At 52.4% G+C, this 14,072-nt stretch carries 14 protein-coding genes; 11 read left to right on the top strand and 3 right to left on the bottom strand.

The window, feature by feature from the left end; genetic code table 11:
* The first annotated feature begins 32 nt into the window (after positions 1–32).
* From KQ940_RS18065 to KQ940_RS18080, 4 genes are all read left to right on the top strand, one after another.
* A complete protein-coding gene (locus tag KQ940_RS18065; protein WP_217415216.1) occupies positions 33–1,640 on the top strand; it encodes a bifunctional 3-(3-hydroxy-phenyl)propionate/3-hydroxycinnamic acid hydroxylase in 1,608 nt (535 codons plus the stop codon).
* Positions 1,641–1,910: 270 nt separating this feature from the next.
* Positions 1,911–2,741 carry a helix-turn-helix transcriptional regulator gene (locus tag KQ940_RS18070; RefSeq protein WP_217415217.1) on the top strand — a complete coding sequence of 277 codons (831 nt, stop codon included), beginning with the start codon at positions 1,911–1,913 and terminating at the stop codon, positions 2,739–2,741.
* Between the two features lie 230 nt (positions 2,742–2,971).
* Positions 2,972–3,334 (top strand): nuclear transport factor 2 family protein, encoded by a 363-nt coding sequence (locus KQ940_RS18075; RefSeq protein WP_217415219.1) that lies wholly within the window; start codon positions 2,972–2,974, stop codon positions 3,332–3,334.
* Positions 3,335–3,415: 81 nt separating this feature from the next.
* Positions 3,416–4,717, top strand: coding sequence for an NAD(P)/FAD-dependent oxidoreductase (locus tag KQ940_RS18080; RefSeq protein WP_217415220.1), 1,302 nt, complete (start codon positions 3,416–3,418; stop codon positions 4,715–4,717).
* Between the two features lie 75 nt (positions 4,718–4,792).
* Here KQ940_RS18080 and KQ940_RS18085 read toward each other — a convergent pair whose 3' ends face one another.
* Positions 4,793–5,521, bottom strand: coding sequence for an IclR family transcriptional regulator (locus KQ940_RS18085; protein WP_246590173.1), 729 nt, complete (start codon positions 5,519–5,521; stop codon positions 4,793–4,795).
* 69 nt (positions 5,522–5,590) lie between these two features.
* Positions 5,591–6,646: an FUSC family protein gene (locus KQ940_RS18090; protein ID WP_217415223.1), complete on the bottom strand. Its 1,056-nt coding sequence runs from the start codon at positions 6,644–6,646 to the stop codon at positions 5,591–5,593.
* A gap of 379 nt (positions 6,647–7,025) precedes the next feature.
* On the opposite strand from KQ940_RS18090, the gene KQ940_RS18095 reads away from it, so the two are divergent.
* From KQ940_RS18095 to KQ940_RS18110, 4 genes are all read left to right on the top strand, one after another.
* Complete coding sequence (locus KQ940_RS18095) at positions 7,026–7,613, top strand: universal stress protein (protein WP_217415224.1); 588 nt, start codon at positions 7,026–7,028, stop codon at positions 7,611–7,613.
* Between the two features lie 124 nt (positions 7,614–7,737).
* Complete coding sequence (locus tag KQ940_RS18100; RefSeq protein ID WP_343222682.1) at positions 7,738–8,586, top strand: tripartite tricarboxylate transporter substrate binding protein; 849 nt, start codon at positions 7,738–7,740, stop codon at positions 8,584–8,586.
* 59 nt (positions 8,587–8,645) lie between these two features.
* Positions 8,646–9,227 carry a hypothetical protein gene (locus tag KQ940_RS18105; protein WP_217415227.1) on the top strand — a complete coding sequence of 194 codons (582 nt, stop codon included), beginning with the start codon at positions 8,646–8,648 and terminating at the stop codon, positions 9,225–9,227.
* A 12-nt stretch (positions 9,228–9,239) separates the two neighbouring features.
* Positions 9,240–10,718, top strand: a complete 1,479-nt coding sequence (locus KQ940_RS18110; protein ID WP_217415228.1) for a tripartite tricarboxylate transporter permease — start codon at positions 9,240–9,242, stop codon at positions 10,716–10,718.
* A 104-nt stretch (positions 10,719–10,822) separates the two neighbouring features.
* Here KQ940_RS18110 and KQ940_RS18115 read toward each other — a convergent pair whose 3' ends face one another.
* Entirely contained in the window at positions 10,823–11,302 is a 480-nt protein-coding gene (locus KQ940_RS18115; RefSeq protein ID WP_217415229.1) for a MarR family winged helix-turn-helix transcriptional regulator, read from the bottom strand.
* A gap of 662 nt (positions 11,303–11,964) precedes the next feature.
* Between KQ940_RS18115 and KQ940_RS18120 the strand changes: the two genes are divergently transcribed.
* From KQ940_RS18120 to KQ940_RS18130, 3 genes are read left to right on the top strand one after another with little or no spacing between them, the layout of a single operon-like run.
* Positions 11,965–13,116 (top strand): acyl-CoA dehydrogenase family protein, encoded by a 1,152-nt coding sequence (locus KQ940_RS18120; RefSeq protein ID WP_217415231.1) that lies wholly within the window; start codon positions 11,965–11,967, stop codon positions 13,114–13,116.
* Positions 13,117–13,136: 20 nt separating this feature from the next.
* Positions 13,137–13,499 carry an IacB protein gene (locus KQ940_RS18125; RefSeq protein ID WP_217415232.1) on the top strand — a complete coding sequence of 121 codons (363 nt, stop codon included), beginning with the start codon at positions 13,137–13,139 and terminating at the stop codon, positions 13,497–13,499.
* A 10-nt stretch (positions 13,500–13,509) separates the two neighbouring features.
* The gene (locus KQ940_RS18130) at positions 13,510–14,061 is read left to right on the top strand and encodes a nuclear transport factor 2 family protein (RefSeq protein ID WP_217415233.1); all 552 of its coding nucleotides are present in this window, start codon (positions 13,510–13,512) and stop codon (positions 14,059–14,061) included.
* Positions 14,062–14,072: the final 11 nt, after the last annotated feature.

The following is a 14,072-nucleotide window of genomic DNA, read 5'->3' on the forward strand; positions in this document are numbered from 1 at the left end:
AATTTAATGGCAAATTATTCGGAGATGACACAGTGAGTATTGAAACGACTGAAGTGGTGATTGTCGGTGGCGGTCCTAACGGTATCGCGCTGGCCAATTATATGGGGATGTACGGCATCAACACGCTGGTACTCGACTCCTCCGAGGAGATCCTGCCCTACCCGCGAGCGGTGGGCATGGATGACGAAGCGGTGCGGGTTCTGCAGGGCGTCGGTCTTGCCGAACCCGCACTCAAGGATATGATCCGCAACGTACCGCTGCGTTACTACAACGCGCGCGGTGTCTGCTTTGCCGAGGTGAAGCCGACGACGGCCAAGTATGGTTGGCCGATGCGCAACATTTTCATGCAGCAGCTGACCGAAGTCACGTTGCGCGAGGGGCTCTCGCGTTACGAATCGGTGGATCTGCGCCTGGGGCACAACATGAACAGCATCGCTCAGGGTGCCGAAGGCGTCACCCTGGCGGTAACCGACAACACCGGGCGGGAGTACAGCATCAAGGCGCAATATGTGGTGGCCGCCGATGGTGCCCGCTCGGAGATCCGCAATCAGTTGGATATCGGTTACACCGGCATGACCCACCCGGCGAAATGGATTGTGGTCGATGCCGCCAACGACAAGCTGGACGCCCCCTATACGGCGCTGCATGCCGATCCTGAGCGTCCCTTCGTGTGTATCCATATGCCTTATCAGTACCGCCGCTGGGAGTTCATGCTGCACCCGGGCGAGGATGAGGAGACGATGTGTGAAGAGGGTAAGATCCGCGCCCTGATTCGCAACCATATCGGTGATGCGGTGGATGAACTGGATATCGTCCGTATCCGCGCCTACACCCACAACTCCCGTGTGGCATCGACCTTCGCCAAGGGGCGCGTCATGTTGTGCGGCGATGCCGCGCATATCACACCGCCCTGGGCCGGGCAGGGACTTAACTCGGGGTTGCGCGATGTGGTCAATATCGGCTGGAAGCTGGCGGCCGTGGTTAAGGGGCGTGCGCCCCAGTCAATTCTGCAGACCTACGATACCGAACGCCGTGGGCATGCCACCGATCTGATTGCACTGGCGGATAACATGGGGGCCGTGCTGGGCATGACTAACCCGATTCTGGCCGGTGTGCGCGACTGGATCTTCAAAGCCTCGGACTCGGTGGACAATCTGCGCGAGCATCTGGCCGAGTTCAAGTTCAAGCCGGTCGCCCAGATCACCAAGGGGATCGTGTATCACGAGGGCGATGAGGTTTACCAAGACAGTGCTGTGGGTCAGCTGTTCATCCAGCCGGATGTGGAGGATGCCGAGGGTAATCGCCGCAAGTTCGATGAGATTTTGGGTGACTGGTTTGCCGTGGTCGGTTATCGCGTCAATCCGGCGGATTTCATGTCCGACGAGAACCGGGCGTTTTGGGACACGCTGGAGACGCGCTACGTACAGGTCAACCGCTCACGCAGCGGGTTGAGTTATGACGAGCGTCTTACGGCGTCAGGTGCGAGCAGTGTCGAAGATGTGGATAACGGTCTGGCCGACTGGTTCGGAGCGGTGCGCAACAAGATCGTGATCGTGCGTCCGGATCGATTCGTCGCGGCGATTACCTCGCCTGCGCGCTTGAACGAAGCGCTGGACGAGCTGCGCAAACGCCTCTCATGATTGTATATCACTGAGGCTCCTCTTCAGGGTAGTACTCCCTATAAAGCTGGTATTCTATCGAGAATACCGGCTTTTTCGTTCAACGGAGTATTTAAGGAACGCAGGAGTTTCTACGATTTTCATTGAAAAAATGTGCTCCGCAAGTAAAGATTTTTCTATGATCTTCGGAGAAATTTCCTCTGCGCTAGAGTTGCGATGAGTGCTGTCGTTAAGAATATATATTTATGCAGAGCTCATAACGTCGAGTAGAGAAGTGAAAGTAGGTTTTCTATGCGTTCTAAAAAACTCAAGTCCTGGAATGACGCTGTAGCAGAATCAATAAAGTTCGGGTTCTCTGATGAATCGATTGCTAACTTAATAGGTGAGCTAGCTGATCTGGTTGATAGTCATATAAGTACCATGATTATTTACTCAAAAGATGCCAAACCCTATTGGCCATTCAAAAGTAGGATGAGTGAGCGTGAATGGAAGTCGCTGTCTCTGAGATACCGAAATGGGGCCTACTTGCTGGATCCATACTATCATTTATCTGAAGGTAAGTATGAAGGTGTATTTTGCCTGAAAGATAATGTTCCAGATGAATTCAACGAAACTGAATTTTATCGCGTTTTTTATGAGGCGGTCGATGTAGTTGATGAAATGTGCGCGATCATACAGTTATCTGATGATATATCGGCCATTGTATCGGTTTGCCGAGTCGATTCTCAGAGTGTCTACGAAACTTGGGCATTCGATTATATGTATAGTTGCTACTCAATCTTAGATGTCATCGTTAAAAAATGGTGGTACGAAAAGCAAAAAGACAGATTCGACAAAACAGTATCTTTTGGCCCTCAGTTAGGATGTGCGCTTGATAATTTTGGCTCTTCGCTTCTAACGCCTAGAGAAACTCAGGTTGCAAGGCTACTATTGGAAGGGCACTCCGTCAAAGCGCAGGCGAAAATATTAAATATTGGTGCTGAAACTATAAAGTCTTACAAAAAAAGTCTATATCAGAAATTAGATATAAGATCTCAATCTGAATTATTTAATGTGTTTATTGAAGCACTAAAAATATACGACCCGGATAAGTCTCTAGATCCATTATCAACATATTTGTAATAATATTAAATCACTCCATTTTCTGATTCCTCTTTTCCCTGAACAGTAACGTAGCACAGTGTCCTCTCTACAGAATGGTTGGGGATATTAGCCGTTTTATGCTCATGCCCCCCCCTTTCGGGGGAGGGGGCGGACACATGTGGGGGATACACGTCTGGTCGGTCATCCATCATGATGTTTTATGAAGGAAATATGTATTTAAAAATCTAAATAACTTTTAGAGGTTTAAAATGACCGATATCGTAAAAGCAGTTAAAAATCTTGAAGATCTCTTTGAATCTGGTGATGTGGATAGATTGCAAAATGAGTGTTTCTCTCCAGATGTCATGATCTGTGGTGAAGGGGCACCAGCTATCGCGAGTGGTGAGGCGTTTATTCGTGAAGTTTTGCTTTACGTGATGAAAGAAACTCCAAATTTATCCATATCCGTTATTGAATCCCAACCAATCAATGAATCCGCAGTTGCCACATGGCTTCAGTGGATTTCTCCAACTGATGACGGCGTAATTGAGTTCCGATCACTGACTGTGTGGACTAAACATGAAGGGAAGTGGAAGATTCTTTCCGATATGTTTGGGGTTGGTCGTTTCTAATATTAGCTCAATGTGAGTGCATGGCTCAGGGGCTAGTGCACTCATTTTTATAATTGGCTTAATAAAGATAAAGGTTAAATTATGTCGCTTGAAAATCCGTCAAATTATTACACAATAACTAAAAAATATAATCTTAGCTATCCAGCTTTAGAAGAGGATATTGACGCAGAGGTTGTCATAATAGGTGGCGGTTTTAGCGGCATAAACACGGCTTTAGAGTTGGCCGAACGCGGCACAAAAGACGTAGTTGTATTGGAGAGTAATTATATAGGGTTTGGCGGTTCCGGCCGGAATGGTGGACACGTTATGGCCGGCATTGGCCATGACTTGGATAAAATTGCCAAACATGTCGGGCCCGAAGGGCTTGAAGCTATACTTAATATTAGTGATACGGGGGCATCTATCATAAAAGATCGTATGAAAAAGTACGATATTGATGCAGACTTTAGACATGGCTATGGTTACTTGGGCTGGAATAAGCGCCAGGCGAAGACACTTCAGTCTTGGCAAAAAGTATTCTCAGAGTTAAATCCAGATCAAGAAATTTCATATTTGGAAGGTAGTGAAATTCAGGATATTGTTGGGTCTGAAAAATATACTTGTGCATTGAAGCATATGGGCAATGGCCACGTCCATGTTCTTAACTTGCTTCTGGGTGCTGCGAAGGCGTTTAATGAAACGCATGGCGGAAAAATTTATGAGAATACGCCTGCTCTCGAGGTAGAGTATGGCGATAAAATAGTAGTCAGAACGGCTAAAGGATCCGTTAGAGCTGATAAAATACTTTGGTCGTGCGGAGCTTTTCTTGATCAGCTCGAACCTGAAATTCATCGCTCTACTGTTAATGTATATGCGTTCAACTCCGTCACAGAACCATTGCCTGAACATATTATTAATAAAATTAGCGCTATACGAGGCGCGTTCAGTGATATATCCCCCATTATCGATTACTACCGCGTTACAAACGATAACAGGCTTTTATATGGTACATGCGGGATGCTGCTTGAATATGTGCCTACCGATTTGAAGTTGTTCCTGCATAAAAAGTTAATGAGAGTATTCCCCTATTTGAAAGACGTTAAGCTTGATCTTGCCTGGGGAGGCCCTATGGAGTGTACTCTAAATCTTTTCCCTCAGATCGGGACCTTGCCGGATCATAAGAATGCGTTTTTTGTTCAGGGCTACTCCGGATTTGGTGTGACGCCCAGTCATGTGATCGCGAAGGTTATAGCAGACGGGATGAGCGATGGCTCAAAAGCCTGGGATGCAATGAGCTCGATCCCTCGCAAGACCGTATATGGTAAAGATAGCTGCAGGTCCCTGGTTGTATCACTGGGTAAGATCTCGCAGCAACTCGACGCGTATAGAGTCGGTAGACGATAGACCCTGCCGGCCGACAAATAGCCGGGGCCGCATCAATGCGACCCCGGCTCCGTGTGCTCAAACGATCAACCGGATTCAATGTGGGGATTGGTGGGCACTTTCCGCAATCGTCCGGGTCATCTGCTGCAGACGCTCGATCAGGGCGTTTTTGTCGAATAGCTCGAATCCGGAGGTTGAGCCGACGATGGCGATGCTGCCCCGAATCTCGTCCAGGTTTTCGCTGTCGATGATTGGGGCCGCAATACCCGTCAGTCCCAGATTCAGCTCGTCGTGTGTCAGGCAGTATCCATCTTTTCGTATTCTTTTGGTTTCACTGCTGAACTCTTTCCACGAAAGGTCCAGTTCAGGGTCCTGACTGATGAACTCCTCGTAGATCTTTTTCAGCCGGTGCGGTTTTTGGAACGAGATCAGTACTTTCGATTGTGCACCCTTGAACAGGGGCAGGGGACGCCCGCGGCCGAAGGTAAAGCCGTGCTTCTGCTGTGCGGCCTCGATGTGGGTGTTGATGATATGGCCATCGAAATAGACACTCAGGTATACGGTAAGGCCAGTCGCTTTGGAAAATTCCGCCATAAGCTCCCGCCCGCTGTGAATAAGCGGGTCATAAAGGCGCATCATCCAGTCAAGTTCGATAATTCTGGGGCCCAGGGTATAAAGCCCCTCTGCCCGGGTAAGAAGGCCGGAGTCACACAACTCTTTGACATAACGATAGGCGGTTGCGCGTGATAGCGACATCTTCTGCGCAATATCCTCTACCTCTATGGCGAGAGAGTCGGGACCGAACATTTTCAGGATACTCAGCATTCGGCCTAAGCTAGTCATTGTGCCTCCAATAGTGTTTCCGTACCGCGCGCGAAATTAGCACGCCATTCATTACTTTAAAACAGGGGTGTAACGAGCAGCTCTAATAGTGCCCAACCAGCCGCCAATTGCACCGATACTGCTACCCAGCGCGATATCGATAAAGCGTGAGTAGATTAATGCGTTTGTCGAGAGGGGGGGGCTGGTGATATCCGCAAACAGAAGCGTCAAAGGAGTGATAAATACCACCCCCAAAGCGTAATTGCGATAGATCAGTGTCTCGATCGCCAGTGTCAGCAGCAAAATCGCAGTGGCAATCTGCCAATCGAGTAGCTGGAGTGAAAATAGCCCCCAGGCAATGCCGAGCCCCAGCACAGTGCCAATAATACGCTGTACCTTGCGTGTCCACACCAGAATGGACTTGCCCCCTTGCAGCACTGCTGCACAGGAAATTGGCGCCCAATAGGGGTTGTCCAGCTCCAGTAGCAGCGCCAGAGCGTAAGCACAGGCGATGATTACCCCGTCAAACAGTGCAAAAGGCACATGATTTAGGGTGGTGCCGATGGCGGCTGGCACTCTCCCTTCGTCGTTGTTAGCTGTGGTCAGCAGGCTGTAGAGCACAGCCAGCGCGCACGATGAAAGACTGCCCAGTGCTATCAGGCCTGTTCGCTCGGGGATTGACGCGGGGTCGTAAGGCATAACCGTGGCGACGGAGGCGAGCATGATAAAGAAAAAATTTCCTGGGGGGGCGATGGCCAAGCCGGTGCAGGCGATTGAGCCAAGGCTGGCCAGTAGCCCTATCGCGATAACCGAAACGGTGGACGAAATCGCCGCAAGTGATCCCGCCGCAAAACTGATTGCAAAGATGAACGAGCAGGAGAGCATGACAAAGATACGGTCACGCAGTCGCTGATCCGGCAGATAAAGAATAACGAGTGCTCCCATGCATGCCAGGAGGCCGTCGGTAAACCGCCCGCTCAGGATACCGGTAAAGGCCGGGAGGCTGCAGGCAATGGCTGAGAGGATGCCGCGGTGCAGAGGGCGAGTGCTGGGCAATAGCTGTCCGATCTGTTTGATGCTCAGCCATAATGTGTTGTGTCGCGTTGGGCTCGGATAGTCGTGAGTCATGCTGGCTGCTGAACATTTCTAATTCTATGTGAAATCTCATTTTATGATAAATATTCGTATTGGTGTGTGATTTTGGTGTTTTTTGTGCACAGCTTTTGTGTTTGTGGCCTGAGAATCTCGCTCTCATGGAGCATATTTCTCTCCTTCCGCGGGTGTTCCTCTCTTCTTGATCTGCATTGAATCTCTCGGGGTGAGAACAGTTCGTTTTCAAGCCTGCCTCTCCCGTTGCCTGGCGTTTGATTTTTATTTCCTTATAAAACAATTGGTTATGTTATTTATTCCGGCCGGGTAAGCAACTCCAGCCTGCTTTTCATCATCGAATCCGTGCACAGGGGCCGGTGGCTGGCCGTGCTCTATCGTTGTGCACAATGTGATTCTATTGAATTTGAGAAAAATAGATAAATTAACTGTTGATTTATTGTATATTGTGGATGTAGTCTCAAATGATGAGAATGAAATTGGTTTTCCTATGAAGAAGATTGAACGGATCCTGTACGCGTCCGACCTGGGCGGCAATAGTCGACCAGCGTTTCGGGCGGCGATACATCAGGCGGCGGTGAATGATGCCCAGATCATATATCTCCATGTACTGGAGCCTATTGGCGGGGCGGCGGAAGAGTTGATCAATGCTTATCTGCCGGAGTCACTCAGTCAGGCTCGGCTAGATAAGACGATCGCGGAATTGAAGAAGCGCATATGCCAGCGCTTATCGGATTTTCATGAAGAGGAGTTGGCCGAGCACTGGGCCGATGAGGTCAAGGAACCGATCGTGGAAGTGATTCAGGGGAAGGCTGACAAGTGCATTTTGAAAGCGGCGCATCGTTTCGATGCTGATCTGATTGTGATGGGGGATCGCAGCAGCTCGTCATTGGCGCGTGTGTTCCTGGGCTCCACCGCCCAGAAAGTGATCCATCACAGTGACATACCGGTTTTGATCGTTCCACTGAAAGCAGATTCAGGCAACTGACTGAGTCGATACCAATAAGAGGTGAATAATGAAAAAGCTAAAAAAACTGATTATAGGGTGCGCTGTCGTGTGTGCCGCGGTTGGGGCGCCTGTTGCTATGGCCTCGGATTACCCGAGCCGACCGGTGAAATTCATCGTGCCCTGGCCGCCGGGTGATCTTGAGGATGTGCTGACACGAATCATCGCCGAGGAGATGACCAGCGAGACCGGTAAGCCGGCAACTGTTGTGAACAAGCCCGGCGGCGGCGCGGTTATCGGAACGGCCGAAGTTGCGCGTGCCAAGCCCGATGGCTTGACGATCGGTTCGTTTGTGAACGATCTGCTGACGTTCAAGATCCTATCTGACAGCGTACCCTGGGATAGCTCCACTTTCGAACCTATCGGTATCTTCCTAGATTACCCCTTTGTACTGGCGACACGCGGTGACGCACCGTACAGCAGCATGAAGGAGCTGGCGGATTACTCTCAGGATCATAAGGTGTCTCTGGGACATTTCGGTTATCAGGCGGGGCCTACCGCAATGACCTTCAAGGCGGCCAAGCAACTGGGGATCAAGTTCTCTTCCGATGCTCCATTTGACGTAACTGACTGCTCTACGCTCGCCAATGGTGATGTTGACGTCATCAATACCACGACACAGCTGATACTGGCGTGCCTGAAGTCGGGCGATGCCAAGATTCTGACCTCTTTCACCTCCGAACGCCTCAGTCTGTCTCCGGATGTGCCGACGCTGAATGAAATCGCCGGCATTCCTCTGACGACCTGGAACGGGCTGTTCGTGCCCAAGGGTACACCTGAAGAGGTCAAGGCACGTATTGCCGAGATTGCACAGAAGGCCCTCGATTCCGACCGTGTCCGCGAGATCAGCAAGACAACCGGTGCCATCGTGTATTGGCAGGGCGAAGAGGAGTCCCGCAAGCGCATCGCCGACGAGATGGAGCAGAGTAAGGATCTGTTGATCTACATGCGATAAATCAAGGGTAAAGTATGCCTGCGCGGTCGAAGCGCCGCGCGGGCGTTTGGATGTGAAGTATGTCAATTGAAGAGTCTGAACTCGCCCGAAGCAGTTGCAGCGATGAATCAGATGATCTGCTGCGCGGCGATAAACGATACCCGTTCTATACGGTCCTGTTCTTCGTCTGTCTGGTTATGTTGTTGCTGATGCCTGAACAGGTCGAGGTGATGAGTGACGAAGGCTGGTATCTTCAGCCTGCGCTCGGGCCGCTGATCGGCTTGGTTACAATGCTGCTGTTCTCCTTCGTTCAGATATGTGGCGCTCTGTTGAGACTGGTCAGAATATCACCAAGTGTCTGGCTGGAATATATCTACGAGGTGGTGTCGGAGAGTCGTGTCGCCATCATTACCAGCATCCTGTTCTACGTATTTCTGCAATCTATCGACAAGATCGGTTTCTTTCTGTCGACATTTTTGCTGATTACGACGCTGATTTTTCTCACACGGTTGCTCAATCGATTTTGGTTGTTGATGGCGTTTATGGCCACGGTGTTGATCATGTTGATCTTCAGGGTGGCCATAGGGCTGTGGATGGATGACGTTTGGCTGTACGAGCTGCTTCCGAATGCAGTGGCTGATTTTTGCAATATGTACCTATAGGCGGTTAGCAATATGGAAAACATCCTGCTTGGTCTTAACGAGGTCGCGACGTTCAACGTCCTGGCGGCGATCGTTATCGGTGCGCTTATAGGGGTGACCATCGGATCGATCCCCGGTCTGGAACCTGCCGGAGTCATGGCGATACTGCTGCCTTTGAGCTTTACCATGGCGCCGTTAGCCGGGGTGATGTTACTTGTCGGTGTTTACGGAGGTGCTTGGTATGGGGGGGCAATACCCTCGATACTCATGAATACACCTGGTACGCCAGTGGCTGTGTTGACGACATACGACGGGTATCCTATGGCTCAGAGGGGGGAGGGCAAGAGAGCCCTTTCTATCGCCTATACCTCATCCTTTGTTGGAGGCATGATCAGTGTCACGTCGCTGGTGCTGTTGGCGCCGGTGCTGGCCAAAATCGCGCAGAAGTTCGGCTCGCCGGAGTTCGCGATGCTGGCGCTGCTGGGGATGATCTTTGTCGTGCTGGCGCATCGCAAGCACGTGGCGGCCGCCATCGTCATGCTCGGTTTCGGCATTCTGCTCGGGTCGATCGGTCTGGATCGCTCCTTCAATACCCAAGTCTATACCTTCGGTCAGCCCTGGCTGTTGGGGGGGATACCTCTGGTTCCGGCCGTGATCGGACTTTTTGCCATGTCGCAGGCGTTTGTTCTGCTCTCGAACAAGGGGCGTGACAGCTTCCGCACCAAGCTGGACGAGGGGGGGTATTTCTCCGGCGTCATCGAACTCTGCCGTCACAAGATGGTGGTGGCACGGTCTGCATTTCTGGGTGTAATCATGGGGTTGCTGCCCGGTGTAGGCGAGTTCGGTTCCCAGTTCTTCTCCTATACGTTGGCGCAGAAGTTCTCCAAGGATCCAGACAGTTTCGGCAAGGGCAACCCGGCAGGGGTGATCGCTTCGGAAACCTCCAATAATGCGGTTACCGCGTCGGTCATGGTGCCGTTGCTGGCGTTCGGGATTCCGACTGATGCATTGATGGCGATGCTGCTGGCGGTCTTCATGGTGCATAACTATGTACCTGGGCCTACGCTGTTTGCTGAGCGTCCGGAGTTCATATCGGGGCTCTATATCTCGCTGTTCGTCATGAATATCGTGGCCTTTTTCTATCTGACTTTCGCTACACGCTGGATGGTGAATCTGACTCGGATCAGCGGCCGGTTTATCGGCGCAGTAATTCTGGTGCTGGGGTTTGTCGGCAGCTATAGCCAGAGCTACCGCGTATCCGATGCCCTGATTGCACTGTTTTTTGCGGGCATAGGCTATGTCTTGAGGAAAAATGACATCCCGGCCATTCCGATCGTGCTGGGCATGGTGCTTGGCCCCGTGTTCCTGACCCGGCTCAAGCAGTCGATGGGGATATCCAACGGGGATCTGACGCTATTCGTTTCTCGACCGATCAGCCTGGTGCTGCTGTCGATTACGGTACTGTCGATCGTGGTGTATGTGGTAGGCCGTATGCGCGCCAGAAACGCCTGAATACGTTGGCTTGGTGTAATTCTTTGGCCCTCTCTGACATTTCAGAGGGGGCTTTTTGCGTCTTGCAGGAGGCGAGCCTGAAAGAAGCGTCCGGATTCGGGAGGTCAGTCCCGAATCGACTTCAGGTTGTCGAACAGCTTTTCCAGCAGTGCATTGATGCGGTGAATCTGTGGATTGCTGAAACCTTTGAAGCTGCGCTTGAAGATACTGCTGACCGAGTCTCTGACCTCGTTCAGGTTGCCATACCCCTTGTCGGTCAGCCTGACCAGTGTGACGCGGCCATCGCTGGCTGAGGTGGTCAGCTCCACCAGCCCCTGATCCTGCATGCGATAGAGGATCTTGGTGATGGTCGGCAGCTTGGCGACGGCATGTTGGGCGATCTCTGAAATGCTCAGTGGCTGATGTTCATTCAGAATCAACAGAATACGCCAGCGCGGCAGATCCATATCGATCTTCTTCAGTATTCTCTCCATCTCCTGGGTGTATAAGGCGTTTACCTGTGCCACCCAGTAGAACGGAAACTCGCGTCGTCTGAAGTTGTCTCCCAGCGGATCGTACATATCGAATTTGCTGCTTTTGTTCATGCCTGCTTTCTCGTCGTTTTCCGCACGGGGCTCAGTTTAAAATTAGTTGACCGGTCAAGTATACAGTGTCTTGTGTCTACCGTGCAGAGGCTGTATGGATTTTTGCTCAAGCCAGGGGCGCAATGTCCCGTAACGGTGCAGGGGGCTGCACGTTTTTGATGCCAATAAGCATAGCTTGGTGCACTTTTTTGTAGCCTTTTTTTAACCGTTATTTATGGGAATCGAACATCTCATAAATGGAAATTTATTTTTTGCACCAGCGAAGTAACAGGTTTTTCGCAATGGCGACAAAAAGGATTTAATTTATTTAACATATTGATAAATAACTATTTATATTTGTAATTCAAGACCTGTTCGCCGACTGTTGCATGCTCGTGAAAATAGCCTGCGTCAATTTGCATTGACCTTCGTCATAGGAAATATGTCTCGATATTTAGTTGACGATTCAAGTGAATGGTGAAATTCTCAAGGTGTCTTCGGACGAACGGTTCGAGCGGTTACACCCTTGGTGACAACCCGAGATAGGCGAGTTTGATCATGCGTATTTCTACAGAGCTGAGCTGCCGGAAAAGTGTTGAAAAAACTAGCGTCCAAGACACAAAACTTCCTCGCCGGAAACAGCTCCGGCATGACAATAAATACGATTAAGGGAGCGGTGTACGATGCCAGCCCATCAGATCGATAAATCCCTTTGGGGCGGAGAGAAGGTCTTCGATGCCCTGTTGGCCGAGGTGCGTGAGCGCCGCGACGAATTCGAAAAACAGAAGCATATCTCGCAGGATGTTATCGAGTCCTTCAAGGAGATAGGTGTCTATCGCTCCATGGTGCCCAAGACACTTGGCGGTGATGAACGCTCCCCGAAAGAGTTCCTGCAGATGGTCGAGGCGATCTCGGCAGCCGACGGTTCTGCCGGCTGGATCGCCAGCTTCGGCATGAACCCCGCCTACCTGGCATCGCTGCCGCCGCAGACCATCGACAAGGTTTGGGCACAGGGCCCCAACGTGGTGTTTGCCGCCGGTATCTTCCCGATCCAGCCGGCCAAACGTGTCGAGGGTGGTTACATCCTCAACGGACGCTGGAGATTCAGCAGCGGTTGCATGGGGGCGGATCTTCTCGCGGTCGGCATCCAGCCGGACGGCGGCGAGCAGAAGCTGCCGTTGTTGGCGGTGATGCCGGCAGAGCAGGTCAAGATAGAGCCGAACTGGGACGTGATCGGCATGGTCGGCACCGGCAGTCACGATCTGGTTGTCGAGGATGTGTTTGTGCCCGACGAGTGGACATTCGTTCGCGGCAGCGCACCGAACATGGATGCGCCGTTCTTTCGCTATCCCTCGCTTTCCTTTGCTTCCCAGGTGCTGTCGGTTACCACGGCGGGTCTGGCCCGTGAAGCGCTGGATGTGATTCAGGGCATGGCCGCCGGTCGCAAGTCGGTGACCGGTGCCCCCAACCTCGGTGAGCGTGAATACGTGCAGATCGAGGTGGGCAAGGCGGAAGCACGCTACCGATCCGCGCGTGCGTTCTTCTACGACGCCACCGACGAAGCCTGGAATGCCGTATTGGCCGGTGGCGAGCCGAGCCGCGAGCAGACCAATCTGCTGCGCCTCTCCACCAGCCACCTGACCCATGAGTGTGCCGCCGTGGTGCGCACCGCATATGAGTTGGCGGGCATGACCAGTGCCTACACCGACCACCCGCTATGCCGTGTGGCGCGTGATGCCATGCTGGCGACCCAGCATGCCTTCATGGGCGCCGTCACCTTCAAGAATGCCGGCGCCATGTTCTTCGGCCACGACCCGCTGCCGGGTTACCTCTAATCGCAACGGAGAGACAGATCATGAGTGACAACAAACCACTGCGCGTCCTGTTCTGCATGGGCATCAACCAGAACTTCATGGATGCACCGCGTGACGAGCAACTCGATGTCTGGGCCGCGTTCGGCCAGATGTGGAACGCCATCCACGACATGGAGGGGGTCGAGGTGATCGGCAATATGGATGACGACCAGAGCATGGTTGGCCCCTCCAGTGGCTACCCCTGGACCACCTACCTGCTCGCCGATGTGGCGGACTACGGCCGGGTCACCGCCTGCTGCAACCTGTTTCGCACCACCGAGGTGGGCTCAGGGCCGTACAAGCTGTGGCGCTATGCCAAGGTCGAGGCCCGCATCGGTCGCGAACTGATCGTGCAGCGCGCCTGAGGTCCTGTCCATGAGCGAGCTGGAGCAGTTGAAGCAGCGGGTATTCAGGCTTGAGGCAGCCCGCGAGGTCAGTGCCTGTCTGCATCGGTACATGCAGCTGTGCGACTACCTTGACGAGGGTTTCGACCTTGAGCCGCTCATGGCGCTGTTTACGGAAGATGCGATCTGGGAAGGCAAGGGCAAGCGCTATGCCGCGACCTTCGGTCGGCGCGAGGGGCGTGAAGCGGTGCGGGCGATGTTCGAGAAGTACACCCTGCCACCGGCCCATTTTGCCCTCAATGTGCACTTCCTGACCTCCGAGCGGGTGCAGGTGCAGAGCGATACCGAGGCCGAGGGTAGCTGGGTGCTGCTGCAGACCGCCACCTTTGCCGACGGCCGCTCCCAGCTGAGCAGTGCGCTGCTGGATGTGCGTTTCAGGTGTGAGCAGGGGCGCTGGAAGATCGCCCATTTCTGCACCACCAGTCGCTTCAACCGCCCTGTGCAGAGCCCCTGGGATAACCCGAAGCCGCTACCGGTGCCCGAAGAACAGATGTCCGGCGTCGGCGCCGGAGAGAATGAATAAGAGAGAACGAC

This window comes from Marinobacterium ramblicola (genome assembly GCF_019084545.1).
GTDB lineage: Bacteria > Pseudomonadota > Gammaproteobacteria > Pseudomonadales > Balneatricaceae > Marinobacterium_D > Marinobacterium_D ramblicola.